We start from the raw sequence: 11,341 nt of genomic DNA, 5'->3' as shown, positions 1-11,341 counted from the left end.
TCGAGTCCGCACCACCAGGAGAGGAGCCTGCCGGACATGCCGTCGCCCGACCCCGAAGCCCCCGCAGGAGGCGACCCGCGCGACAGCAGCGCGCTGGACGTCGTCGCGTACTACCACCACCCGGTCAAGGCCCCGCTGCTGCGCGAGGTGATGCTGCCGCTCGCCGCCGACGCCTCCGCGGACGGGGCCGCCGCCCACGTGGAGCGGCACTGGCTGCACGGCCCGCACCTGCGGCTGCGCCTGCAGGGCACCGATCCCGCCCGGGTTGCCCACACCGCCGAGGCCGCGGCCGCGCGCGTCCGCGCCTGGCTGCGCGCGCACCCCTCGCACAGCGACCTCACCGAGGCCCAACTCCTGGAACGGGCCGCCGAGGCCGGGCGCGCCGAACTCGTCGCCCCGCCCTACGGGCCGGTCCTCCCCGACAACACGGTCCGGATCGAGCCCGTCGACCGCTCCTCCCTACGCGATCTCCTCGGAGCGGACGGGACCGCCCTGCGGGAGGACCTGCTGCGGTCCGGCCTGGACGCCCTGCGGGCCGGCGCCGCATTCCTCGGCCGGCACGGGGACACCGACCGGGCCCGGCTCCGCCTCGCGGTGACCGCCCTCACAGCCCACGCCTGCGCCCACCCCGGCGGGCTGACGGGCGGGCACTGGTCGTACGTCTCCCACCTGGAGGACTTCCTGCTCCACGACGACCCGGACGGAAGGCTGCGCGCCACCTTCGAGCGGCACGGGGAGCAAGCCGGGGACACCGTGACCGCTCTCGTCGGACGGATCGCCGACAGACGCACCGACGACTGGGAACAGGCCTGGGCCGGCTTCTCGCGGGGCGCCTGGCGGCTCGCTCAGCAGCGTTACGACGCCGGCGCCGACCTGCACGGAGACCCCCTCGCCTACCGGGTCCGGGCAGCCGCCACCGGGGACGCCGCCGCGCACGAGCGCTGGAACCAGGACATCCGCACCCGCTACAGCGAGTTCCACCGACTGCTGCGCCGTGCCGACCCGGAGGGCGCGATGTGGAGCCGTCCCGACTACCTCGTCCACCGGGCCTGCACGAACGCCCTGTACCGGCTGCTGACCGTCTGCGACGTCCGCCCGCTGGAGCGCTATCTCGCCGCGCACCTGGTCGTCCGCGCCGTGCCCGCCCTGACCGGCTGCGACTGGCGCACCGAGATCGGCGCCGTCATCGACGCGGTGGAGGCACGGACATGACCGGCGGGAACACCGGCGGGAACACCGGCGGGAACACCGGTGCGAACACCGGCGGGGGCCGCGGCGCGAGGGGCGGCGACCGGCTGCGCCCCGGCACCGCCGTCACCCCGTTGCGCGCCGGCCTGCACCTGCGGGGGCGGCGCGGCAGCGTCACGCTGGAAGGAAGCACCGCCGTGCCGGTGGTGTGGGGCCTGCTGGAGGAACCCCTGCGCTCCGGCCGCCTCGCGGAGTTCCGGGAGGGCCTGGAGCCCGGCTCGGCCGTCCGCATCGCCGTCGACACCCTCGTCGGCCAACTCGCCGACCACGACCTCCTCGTCCCCGGACCGCGAGCCGCCGCGAACCCGGACACCACCGCCCCCTCGAATCCGGACACCACCCGCGCAGTGGACCCCGCCGTCGCACGGTGGATCGACGCCACCGCCGGGCAACCCGCCGACGCGGCCGCCGCCCTCGCCACCGCCCGGGCCGAGGTGCTGGCCCGCGACCCCGCCTCCCCGCTCGCCGCCGCCGCCGTACGGGCGCTGGAGGCCGGCGGTCTGCCCGCCACCCGCACCCCCGCCCCGGGGCTACCCGGGGACCGGGTCCTGCTGACCGTCCGCGGTGGTGCCTGCCGGGACCGGGCGGTCGCGGCCGGACGGGGCGGCGCCACCGGATACGTGACCGCCCCCGGCAGCGCCGCCCAGGCGCGCGCCGACGCGGCGGCCCTGGAAGCCCGGCTCGCCGGCGGCGCGGGAGCCGACCAGGGCGGTACCGCGCTGCCATTCGACGGGGTCCCGGGCGCGTTCGCCGCGCTGCTGGCCGGAGCCGCCGCGCACCGGCTGCTGTGCGCGGCCGCCGGACTGCCCGACCCGGCCGCCGAGGGGGACGACCCGCGGCTGCTTCCCGGCATCCCCGCCGTCCTCCTCGCCGACGCCCGTCCCGCGCGCGCCGACCACCACAGCTGGCTCGGCCCCGAGCGGATCGACGCGGACCGCCACGTCCGCCTCGCGCCCCCGACCGGGCTCGGTGAGGCACTGCGGCGGATCACCGCCCTCGGGGAGCGCCGCTGCGGACCCCTGCCCGGACCGCTGCCGGGGGAGCTGCCCCAACTCCCGGTGCCCCTCGCCGCCTGCACCCTGTCCGGCCCCGCCACCGGGAACGCCGGAACGCCCCGTACGCTGACCGGCGGCGGGCCCCGGCTCGACCTGGCCCGGCTGGAACTGTTCTGCCGGGCTGTCGAACTGCTGCTCGGGGAAGCCGCGTTCACCGTCGGGGCCGACCCGGGGCACGCCCGCGGTCGCACCCTGCGCCACGCTGCCGCACGCCGTCTCGCCGCATCCGTTCCGGACGGCCGCACCGCGGTGGACCCGGCCCGGTGGTCCAACCACCCGCAGCTCCGCCACTGGTGGACGACCCTGACCGACCGGCTCGGCATCGCCGCGCGACTGGAGGTGCACCGGGCAGCCCCCCGCGCGGAGGCGTACCGGGCCGTGGTCCGCCGTACCTGGGCGGCGCCGGGGCGCGGGCCGGGCCCGGTGCTCGGCGAGGCCGTCGAGGCGACGCCCGGCGACGCCGCCTCCTTCGCCGCGCTGGCCGCCGTCACCGCCATCTGCACCGCCGCGGCGGGGGCCCCGGTCGGCCGACCCCGGCCCTCCGGCGGCGCGGTCGCCCCGCTGGCGGCGGCCGGAGGGCGCACCGCGGCCTGGGAGGACCTCGGCTGGACAGGAGGCTGGCTCGCCGACCTGGCCGGGCGCGAGGAAGCCTTCCAGCACACCCTGCACCGGCTGTCCGGGCCCGGCCCCGTGGTCACGCCGGACTCCGCACGGGGCCTCGCACCGGACCCCGAACTCGCCGACCTGCTGCGCTCCTTCGGCTTCACCGTGCTGCGCATCGCCGAGGAGGCCCGATGACCGCCCCTGCCGTCGTCCCCGCTGCCGCTGACGCTGCCGTCCCCCTACCCCTCCCCGTGCTGGACGCCGCCGAGGCCCTGGCGACGACCACCGGCCGGGCCGCGGTCCTGCTGACCCGGTGGACGCTCGGCCTCGCCGAGGAACTGAGCCGCCACGCCCTGCGACGGCCCGTGGCCCTGGTCCCGGTGCGCTTCGACGGGGCGTTGGCAGTGGTCGGGCCGGTGCTCCGGCCGGGCGGCGCGGCCTGCCTCGTCTGCACCGAGTACCAGCGCCTGGCCACCGCGGGCGGCCGGGTCCCGTGGCAGAGCCCGAAGCTGACCCTGGCCGGGGTGCCCTCACCGGCCCTGACCCCGGCCGTCGAGGCCCTCGTACAGGAGCTCCTCGACCAGCCGGACCCGGCCCCGGCCCCGGACCCGGCCCCGGCCCCGGACCCGGCCCCGGCCCCGGACCCGGCCCCGGAGCCGGCTGCGAACCCGGACTCGGCCGTCGTCCACGTCGTCCACCAGGGCCGCGGCACCTGGTCCACCCACCACGTCCGCCCCGTCGGCGGCTGCGACGTGTGCCACCCCCTGCCGTCCGACACCCGGACCCCGCTCCGCCCGCTGCCCTCGCAGCCACGCCCGCTGCCCGACCCCGCCGTCCTGCGCGGCCCCAACCCCCGTACGACCGGCGCCGCACTGCGGGCCGCCCTGTACGACGAGAGGTTCGGGCCGGTGCGGCTGCTGCGCCGCTCCGAGGACTCGGCGTTCAGCCTCACCAGCGCGATCGTCGCCGACGGCCGGTCCGTCGACGACGGTGGCCACGGCCGGGCCCGCACCTTCGCCGACAGCGAGCGCATCGCCCTCTTCGAGGCCGTCGAACGGTACGCGGGCATGCGTCCGACCGGCCGCCGCACCGATCTGCTGGCCTCCTTCGCCGAGCTGGGACCCGACCGCGCACTGGACCCCGAACGGCTCGGCCTCCCCGACCCCGCCCACCACGGCCACCCCGGCTCGCCCACCGTCCCCTACACCCCGGACCTGCCCCTCCACTGGGTGCGCGGCTGGTCCCTCACCCACCGCAGGCCGACCGCGGTCCCCGAGCACGTCGCGTACTGGGACGTGCCCGGACCGGACCGGCCGCGCGTCGTGTACGAGTCCTCCAACGGCTGCGGGCTCGGCAACTGCCCCGAAGAGGCCGCCCTGTACGGGCTGTTCGAGGTAGCGGAGCGCGACGCCTTCCTCATGGCCTGGTACGCGGCCACCCCGCTGCGCCGCGTCCGCCTGCCGGCCGACGACACCGACACCCTGCTGCTCGCGGACCGTGCGGCGGCCGCGGGCTACCGGCTCCTCCTCCTGGACGCGACCAACGACTTCGGCATCCCGGCCGTCCTGGCGGTCTGCCGCTACGAGGGCGGCCACCGGGACGCGCCGCGGATGTTCCTCGCGGCCGGCGCCCACCACGATCCGCGCGCCGCCATCCGCTCCGCCGTAGCCGAGGTCGTGACCAACGTGCTGGAGGCACCGCACCGTTCCTTCGCCGAGGGAGGGCCGCGCGATCCCGAGCGACTGCGGCCCATGCTGGAGCGCCCGGAACTCGTGCTCACCCTGGACGACCACGTAGGGCTGAGCGCCCTGCCCGAGGCCGCCCCCCGCCTGGGATTCCTCTTCGCCGACACCCCGGTCGTGCCGGTCGCCGAGGCCTGGCCCGGTGCACCCGCGCCGGTGCCCGACCTCTCCGACCTCCTGACGCGGACCGTCGACCGGCTGGCCCGGGCCGGCCTGGAGGTGATCACCGTCGACCAGACCGAGCCGGGACTGCGCGAGCGGTTCGGCCTGCACTGCGTGAAGGCCGTCGTCCCCGGCGCACTCCCGATGACCTTCGGGCACGTCAACCGGCGCACCCGCGGCCTGCCCCGGCTGCTGGAAGTGCCCCGCCGCCTGGGCCGTACCGGCCGGCCCGGCCGCCACGAGGAACTGCCCCTGCACCCGCACCCCTTCCCCTGACCCGACCCCACCGACATGCGACGACGAGGACCGGACGACGTGACGACGACCGACACCGACACGGACACCGACACCGACACGGACACCGACACCGACACCGACACGGACACCGAGACGGACACCGAGACGGACACCGACACGGACACCGACACGGACACCGACACGGACACCGACACCGGCACGGGCACCGCCGCCGGCACCTGGCAGAGCCACCACCTCTTCCTGCACTCCACCACCGAGGACACCGACCGCTTCCTGGTCCGTGCCGCGGCGCCGCTCCTCGACGGCCTCGTGGCCGCCGGCGAAGCCGCCGACTGGTTCTTCATCCGCTACGGGCAGGACGGCCCCCACCTACGGATCCGTGTCCGTACCACCGCGCAGCTCCCCGAACTACCGCACCTCCTGGCGCGGGAGGCGCGGCAGACGCCCGCCGTGCCCGGCCCCTGGCCCTCCCGGCACGGTGAGATCCGCGCCGTGCCCTACGTACCCGAAACCCGGCGCTACGGCGGACCGCAGGCGCTGCCCGTCGCCGAGGCCCTCTTCGGTGCCTCCACGCGCACCGCCCTCGACGTACTGCGGGCCCTGCCCGCCGGGAGCACGGCCGCGTCCCGGCTCACCGCGGCCGCGGACCTGGCGCACACGACGGCGTACGCGCTCGGCATGGACCGACTCGCCGCCGCACGCTGGCTGCGCGCGCACGCGGCGGGCTGGCGCTGGGTCACCGAGGTGCCGCTGCTGTCCGGCGCCGCCGTCCACAGCCGGGTCAACACCGTGCACGCGGCGCAGCGCACGGCCCTCAGCGGACGCGCCGCGGACCTGCGCGACCGCCTCCGGGCGGGCACGGCGGCGCCCTGGCTGGCGCACTGGGCCGAAGAGGTCCGGGAGGCCGACTCGGTGCTCGACGGCCTGGGGGAGCGGACCCGGGCCGGGGTCTGGGGCTCGCAGCTGCACATGCTGTTCAACCGGCTGGGCGTGACCCCCGACGAGGAACGAGCCGTGTGCCGGCTGGCCGCGCGCACCCTGCTGGACACGGACGGACCGGCCGGGTTCTTCCCGCCCGGCCACACCGCCCCCGACCTGCAGTACCTGGAGCGGAGCAAGTTCCAGATCGGCCGCGGCGAGGACGCGGCCCTGCGCCCGTTCGCCACGGCCGAGGACAACGGGCCGGCCACGGCCGCGGCCGCCGAAGTCCCGCTCCCCGCCGACCCGTTGCCCGAGGTGCCCCTGAGCGCCGTCCTCGCCGCCCGCTCCTCGCTCCGCGGCGCCCTCACCGGCCCGCTCGACGCCGGCACGCTCGGCGCCCTGCTGTGGCACTCCCTCGCCGAGAGCGGCCGCAGCGAGCAGCGTCTCGCGGACGGCACGACCCGTACCCTGGCCCACCGCCCCTACCCCAGCGCAGGCGCCCTCCACACGGCACGCGTCCGCCTGCTCGTCCTCGACGTGGCCGGGCTCCCGGCCGGCACCTACGACTGCCTCCCCGAGCGCCGGACCCTGCGCCGCATCGGCCCGGTGGCGCCCCTGGAGGACATCACCGCCCTGTCGACCTACCTCTCGCGCCCGTCGGCGGACCCGGACTGGATCGGCATCGCGCAGGCACCGGTACTCCTCGCCCTCTACGCCGACCTCGGCCTGCTGCGCCGCCGCTACGGACTGCGCGCGCTGCGCCTGGCCCTGCTGGAGACCGGCCACCTGGCCCAGACCCTGCTGCTCACGGCGTCGGCCCTGGGCCTGGGCGGGACCCCGCTGGGCGGCTTCCACGACGACCTGGCCCACGAACTGCTCGGACTCCAGGACCCGGACCAGCCCCTCCAGTACCTCCTGCCCCTCGGCCGTCGGCCGCACCCACGCGACAGCTGATCACGCCCCGGGCGGCACGACACGGGTGGGTGCGACCGGGCCGAGCCCGCCGTGGCGCACCGCGTCGGCTGCCGCCCGGACCGCGGCACTTGGACCGCCGGGGCCTGTGCTGACGGGTCGGGGTGGTGCATGCGACCATCCCGGCATGCGCCTGATAGCTGACGGGACCACGCCGATCGCGCGGTCGGTCCTGGTGGAGGACCTCGAAACCGACGACGGCTACGCCTTCGAGCTGGCGAGCCCGCTCTTCCTGACCGGAGGTGACCGCATCGGCTTCGAGGGCGACAGGCTCGTCGTCGTGCGGGTCGGCGCCGGGCGTCTGACCCTGCCCGGCGGCTGGGCCACTCGTTGAACGCCGAGCCGGTCATCGACATCGCGTTCATCGACGCCGACGAGGGCAGCTACCCGGCGTACTACGAGGAGATCGTGCGTCGGCTGCGCCCCGGTGGGCTGGTGGTCCTGGACAACGTGTTCCTCGGCGGCCGCGTCCTCGATCCCGCCTACCAGGAAGAGCACCACCTGGCGATGCGCGGCCCGAACGACCTGATCGCGGCCGACGAGCGGGCCCACCTCGCCCGTTGGCGGGCTGACCGGGCGGGCAGTCATCCGTTCTGGCCGGGCCGGCTTGCCCCGGGTCGAGGTGGGCGTGCCCCCAGACTGGGCGTGCCCCCAGACCACGTGCGTGGTGATCTGTCGCGAGGCGGCCGAGCTGGACGCGCCCCGTCGTGCGTAGGCGATTCCGGCCCCAGCGGTGAGGGCCGCGGCGGGGCGGTCCACGGCGCCGAGTGCGTTGACGTCCTTTGGGCGCCAGTCGAAGCGATGTGACGGGACGCCAGGTGTTGCGAGACGTCCGCCCTACGTCGCCTTCGGGCGGGGCACGGTGAGGTAGGTCGCGCCGGTGAGCGCCGGCTTGACCGTGACCGTGAGGACCGCTCCGTACCGGGTACGGAGGGCCGATACGGTGTCAGGCCGCTCCGGGCGGGTGTGGCACCGCGAGTAGATCGGCGGGGCCGGCGGGCACACGGACGCGTCCATGGCCCCGACCTGGCCCGACTCCGCCGGTTCTCCGGGCCGGGGCGGATGGTCCCATAGGATGCTGATGTCCCCGACCTCGGAACTCAGGAACGGGGTGGGCATCAGTCGTCCGTCCTGGAAGACGCCACCGAACCGGTGGTACTGCAGCGCGTGGTCGAGCGTGCCGGCGGACGGATACCCGGGGGCGTTGCCGTTGGGACGCCACTGTGTGATGGCCGCGCCGTCGATGCGTCGCAGAACGTCGGTGACGTCACCCTCCACGCCGTAGACGGCGCTCACACCCATCGAGCAGGTCATCAGGTGAACGGTGGCCTGCTTCTTGAAGCCCCCGTCACTGGGGCCGGTGCACCCGTCCTCGAGCACGTCGTACCCGTACCGCAGCCCCCCGACGCGGTCGAACCGCTCAACGAGCGCGCGGATGCGCGCCTCTTCCGAGTCCCGCTTCAGCTGTGCGCCGTCCGTGGTGGCCATGGCCCGCAGCTCGCCAACGTCGGGCAACGTTGAGCAACCGCTCGTCATGGCCACCACCACTGCACCCGCGACGGCCAGCACCCCGGCGCCCCCCGGGCCACGCCTCGATCCCATTGCCCACCCCACGCCACCCCACCCCGCCTGCTTGATCCTCCTCCCCCCACTCTCGCGGCTGCCCCGAGCGGAGACATGAGTACGCGTACTCATGCCACCCGGCGCCACCGAACCCGATCACCCGAGCCGGCGATCACGGCGGGGCCGCCGGGCGTGGTCGCCCGTGAGGCGGCAGCGCATTGGAGTGGCCCGCGCCGCCACCGATGGCGTGGCTCCGGACCGGCTCGCAGCCGCCGCCTAGGGTCGACGGAACCGAGCCGGCACGAACTACGGCCGGCCATTGCGGAAGAGGTGGCTCATCGTGGAACGCGTCCCGGCCGACCCGCACGGACAAGAGCCCCCAGCACCCGCCCGCCGGATCCGCCGACCGCTGCCCCGCCGCCTCGCCGCCATCACGGGACTGCTGCTTCTGTGCGCGCTGCCCGCGCGAGCGGTGGGCGTCACCCAGCCCCACGACGCGCGCCCGCACACGTCCTCGCCCGCTGTTCGTGTCCGACTACGGCAACGACCGCGTGGTCACGCTGCCCAACGGCGGCGGCCAGACCACCGTCCCCCTGGACGGCCTGGTACGCCCGACGGGCCTGGCCTGGGACCGTACGGGCAGCCTCTACGTCTCCGACACCGGCAACAACCGTGTGGTGCGGCTGCTCCCGGACGGGGGCGGCCAGACCACCGTCCCCACCGACGGCCTCTCGCGTCCCCTGGGCCTGGCCGTCGACCCCGTCGGCGACCTCTACATCGCCGACAGCTTCAACGACCGCGTGGTGAAGGTTCCCGCCGACGGCACCGGCCAGACCACCGTCCCCACCACCGGACTGCTGCACCCCTGGGGTCTGGCCCTGGAACCCGACGGGGACCTCTACATCTCCGACTTCGTCAACGACCGCGTGGTGAAGGTGTCCGCGGACGGCGGCGGCCAGACCACCGTCCCGACCACCGGCCTCTCGCAGCCCACCGGACTGGCCCTGAGCACCACAGGAGACCTTTTCATCTCCGACAGCGGCAACAACCGCGTGGTGAAGATCGCCGCCGGCACCGGCACTCAGACCACCGTCCCCACGACTGGCTTGAGCAGCCCGCTCGGCCTCGCCGTCGACCACCGCGGCACCCTCTACGTGGCCGACGCCTTCAACAACCGTGTCCTGCGCGTCCGTCCCAACGGGACCCAGAGCACCTTGAACTCCACCGGCCTCAACACCCCCACCGGCCTGGCTCTCCCCCCGGTCGCCCGGACCCCACACGCAGCCCCGGCGGAGTGACGCAAGCCCTCTTAGGCTGAGGCCCCTACCGGCCCCTACCGGCCCCTACCGGCCCCTACCGGCCGCCACGGCAGCCCGGTGCAGCTCCACCCGGCGCGCCGTGCCCCTCGCTGGGGCGTCTCTCAGCCCGTCTAGGCTCCGCCCATGGATGTGTGCGAGCGGTGGGCGGAGTGGAACAGGCTGCGCGGCCGGCTGCCTGTGTGGCATCCGGTCGGGTTGGTGGTCGAGGCCGACGGGCCGGTCGTGCGCCGGCACTACGGGACGCATGGCACGGCCGAGCACGCCCCCCTCGTGCCCGGGACGGACATCGCCCGGCTGGTGCGCTGCCAGCAGGAGGCCTTCGCGGAGCGCGGTGAGCCGGGGGAGTGGAAGGTGTACGGGCACGACTCGCCGGACCTGGGTCCGGCGCTGACGGCGGCGGGCTTCACCGGGGGCTGGGAGCGTTCCGTGCTGATCGCCGGCCCCCTGCGCGCCGAGGAACGCGGCTCCCTGCCCTCCGAGGTGCCCGAGCGCGCTGCGCAGCCGCCCCGGCAGGGGGTGCACAACCTGTATTCCGTCCGGGAGCAGGCCGAGCGGGCGTGGAAGGTCGCCGTCGGGTCCCCGGGCCCCCACGCCGTGCCCTACGCGGAGATGATCGCGGACGGTGCCTCGGATGACGGTGACGTGTCCATCGAGGTCCTGTTGGAGGACGGCCTCGTCGTCGCCGTCGCCTGGATGCACCCCGAAGAGGGCTGCCCCTTCGCCGTCGTGGGCGGTCTGACCCGCGACGAGGCGGATTTCGTCAGAGCCTGCACGGACGAATGGCGCAGGCGCTGGCGGGGCACGGCACTCCTCGCCGAGGCCGACGGGCCTCTGCGCGCGCGGCTCCTGGAAGCCGGCTTCACCGAGGCCACCACCGTCCGCTCCTACCACTGGCGCCCGCCGGGCACCCCCGAGACCACCCGCCCGGCACAGTTCCTCGACTGGCTCCACGACGACGGTCCGCTGTGGGACCGCTTCTACGCGGACTTCGACTTCAAGCCGAGCACCACCTACCGGCCCGCTATCACAGACCCCTCTCCGTCAGCCGTCTGGAACCTGCACTCCCACCACCGGCTGGTCCCGGACCTCCCCGCGGAGGTCGACGCGATCGTCCGCCGCGGACTCCTCGCCGCCACCAAGCCCGGGGAGTTCGTGTACTGGCTGGACTGGCAGCACAACGGCTACCGCTACGACCCCCGCCGCACCGACCTCCCCGGACGGCCGCCCCGGCCCGGCGAAGGCACCTGTCCCAACGGCGACTACTACCTCCACCTCACCCATGACCTGCGCCTGGGTACCTTCGGACACCCTTGGGAGCAGACCCTGACCGTCTGGGGAACCTCGCTGCTCGCAGCCGTCGGGGCCGAGCTGACCGACCTGCTCGGAGAACCGGTCAGGCACCGCCACTGAGCGCGACCCGGCTCCGCGGCCGGACACGATCACCACAGCAGTCCGGGAACGATGTTGCAGCGCGTCCCTGGACAGGGGCTCTGACACG

At 75.5% G+C, this 11,341-nt stretch carries 9 protein-coding genes; 8 read left to right on the top strand and 1 reads right to left on the bottom strand.

Annotated features, from left to right (window positions below; translation table 11 throughout):
• The first annotated feature begins 36 nt into the window (after positions 1-36).
• From RIU97_RS03450 to RIU97_RS03425, 6 genes are all read left to right on the top strand, one after another.
• Positions 37-1,212, top strand: coding sequence for a lantibiotic dehydratase C-terminal domain-containing protein (locus RIU97_RS03450; protein WP_404953254.1), 1,176 nt, complete (start codon positions 37-39; stop codon positions 1,210-1,212).
• The gene (locus RIU97_RS03445; protein ID WP_404953253.1) at positions 1,209-3,101 is read left to right on the top strand and encodes a hypothetical protein; all 1,893 of its coding nucleotides are present in this window, start codon (positions 1,209-1,211) and stop codon (positions 3,099-3,101) included. The genes RIU97_RS03450 and RIU97_RS03445 overlap by 4 nt, the downstream gene beginning before the upstream one ends.
• On the top strand, positions 3,098-5,086 hold the full coding sequence (locus RIU97_RS03440) for a TOMM precursor leader peptide-binding protein (RefSeq protein WP_404953252.1): 1,989 nt from the start codon (positions 3,098-3,100) through the stop codon (positions 5,084-5,086). Before RIU97_RS03445 ends, RIU97_RS03440 begins: the two co-directional genes overlap by 4 nt.
• Positions 5,087-5,125: 39 nt before the next feature.
• Entirely contained in the window at positions 5,126-6,943 is a 1,818-nt protein-coding gene (locus RIU97_RS03435; RefSeq protein WP_404953251.1) for a thiopeptide-type bacteriocin biosynthesis protein, read from the top strand.
• Between the two features lie 145 nt (positions 6,944-7,088).
• Positions 7,089-7,295, top strand: a complete 207-nt coding sequence (locus tag RIU97_RS03430) for a hypothetical protein (RefSeq protein ID WP_404953250.1) — start codon at positions 7,089-7,091, stop codon at positions 7,293-7,295.
• A complete protein-coding gene (locus RIU97_RS03425) occupies positions 7,292-7,768 on the top strand; it encodes a hypothetical protein (RefSeq protein ID WP_404953249.1) in 477 nt (158 codons plus the stop codon). The genes RIU97_RS03430 and RIU97_RS03425 overlap by 4 nt, the downstream gene beginning before the upstream one ends.
• A 30-nt stretch (positions 7,769-7,798) precedes the next feature.
• Here the strand turns inward: RIU97_RS03425 and RIU97_RS03420 are convergent, their stop codons facing one another.
• A complete protein-coding gene (locus tag RIU97_RS03420) occupies positions 7,799-8,449 on the bottom strand; it encodes a hypothetical protein (protein WP_404953248.1) in 651 nt (216 codons plus the stop codon).
• 602 nt (positions 8,450-9,051) lie between these two features.
• Between RIU97_RS03420 and RIU97_RS03415 the strand changes: the two genes are divergently transcribed.
• Both RIU97_RS03415 and RIU97_RS03410 read left to right on the top strand, forming a co-directional pair.
• Positions 9,052-9,822 (top strand): SMP-30/gluconolactonase/LRE family protein, encoded by a 771-nt coding sequence (locus RIU97_RS03415; RefSeq protein WP_404953247.1) that lies wholly within the window; start codon positions 9,052-9,054, stop codon positions 9,820-9,822.
• Positions 9,823-9,966: 144 nt separating this feature from the next.
• Positions 9,967-11,253, top strand: coding sequence for a DUF2716 domain-containing protein (locus tag RIU97_RS03410; protein WP_404953246.1), 1,287 nt, complete (start codon positions 9,967-9,969; stop codon positions 11,251-11,253).
• Positions 11,254-11,341: the final 88 nt, after the last annotated feature.

The sequence above is a fragment of the Streptomyces sp. 147326 genome (assembly GCF_045000215.1).
In the GTDB taxonomy this organism is placed as follows: Bacteria; Actinomycetota; Actinomycetes; order Streptomycetales; family Streptomycetaceae; genus Streptomyces.
Note: the sequence above shows the minus strand (reverse complement) of the source record. Positions and strands in the feature narration are given on the sequence as shown.

Bases quoted from the DNA above. Each gene is read 5' to 3' on its own strand.
- RIU97_RS03410 (WP_404953246.1), top strand. From the start codon at position 9,967: ATGGATGTGTGCGAGCGGTGGGCGGAGTGGAACAGGCTGCGCGGCCGG.
- RIU97_RS03440 (WP_404953252.1), top strand. From the start codon at position 3,098: ATGACCGCCCCTGCCGTCGTCCCCGCTGCCGCTGACGCTGCCGTCCCC.
- RIU97_RS03430 (WP_404953250.1), top strand. From the start codon at position 7,089: ATGCGCCTGATAGCTGACGGGACCACGCCGATCGCGCGGTCGGTCCTG.
- RIU97_RS03450 (WP_404953254.1), top strand. From the start codon at position 37: ATGCCGTCGCCCGACCCCGAAGCCCCCGCAGGAGGCGACCCGCGCGAC.
- RIU97_RS03445 (WP_404953253.1), top strand. From the start codon at position 1,209: ATGACCGGCGGGAACACCGGCGGGAACACCGGCGGGAACACCGGTGCG.
- RIU97_RS03420 (WP_404953248.1), bottom strand. From the start codon at position 8,449: ATGGCCACCACGGACGGCGCACAGCTGAAGCGGGACTCGGAAGAGGCG.